The organism is Treponema endosymbiont of Eucomonympha sp., assembly GCF_001028545.1.
Window position 1 is genome coordinate 1 of record NZ_BBPW01000665.1, and the last position, 439, is coordinate 439.

1 protein-coding gene is annotated in these 439 nt (G+C 51.7%); it reads right to left on the reverse strand.

Annotated features, from left to right (window positions below):
• Positions 1 to 3 precede the first annotated feature (3 nt).
• Positions 4 to 439: DNA adenine methylase (locus tag AWU74_RS08540; RefSeq protein ID WP_162505126.1), on the reverse strand; the 436-nt coding region annotated here is incomplete at its 5' end.

Below are 439 nucleotides of genomic sequence, written 5' to 3' on the forward strand. Positions count from 1 at the left end.
TTTTCAGTTTTTTCTGTCTGTCCCGGCGTTTGCCCGCAGGATTTCAGGCGGGGCGATAGGGTAGTTTGCCGTAAGCACTTCAATTTTGCGCGCCGACGGCGAAACCCTTGCCGCAATTGGCTTTTGCATTTTTATTTCAAACTGGCTCCAGCCGTGTTTTTCTTTGTATTCGGCAAGCGCTTCGTGTCGGAACGAGCTCAAAAGAAACTTCCCTTCTATTTTTGAAAGCGTTTCAAGCAGCGCGCGGAAATCGTCGCCTGAATACCCGTCGTAGTGTCCCTGGTCGGTGCCGGGGTAAGGAGGGTCGAGATAAAAGAACGTTTCCGGGGTGTCCCTGCTTCTGATTATTCTTAAGGCGTCGCAGCATTCTATCTGCGCGTTTTGCAGGCGGGCGGCAAGCTCTTCGGAAAATGCATGCCGCTTGTTAGCCAGCCTTTTT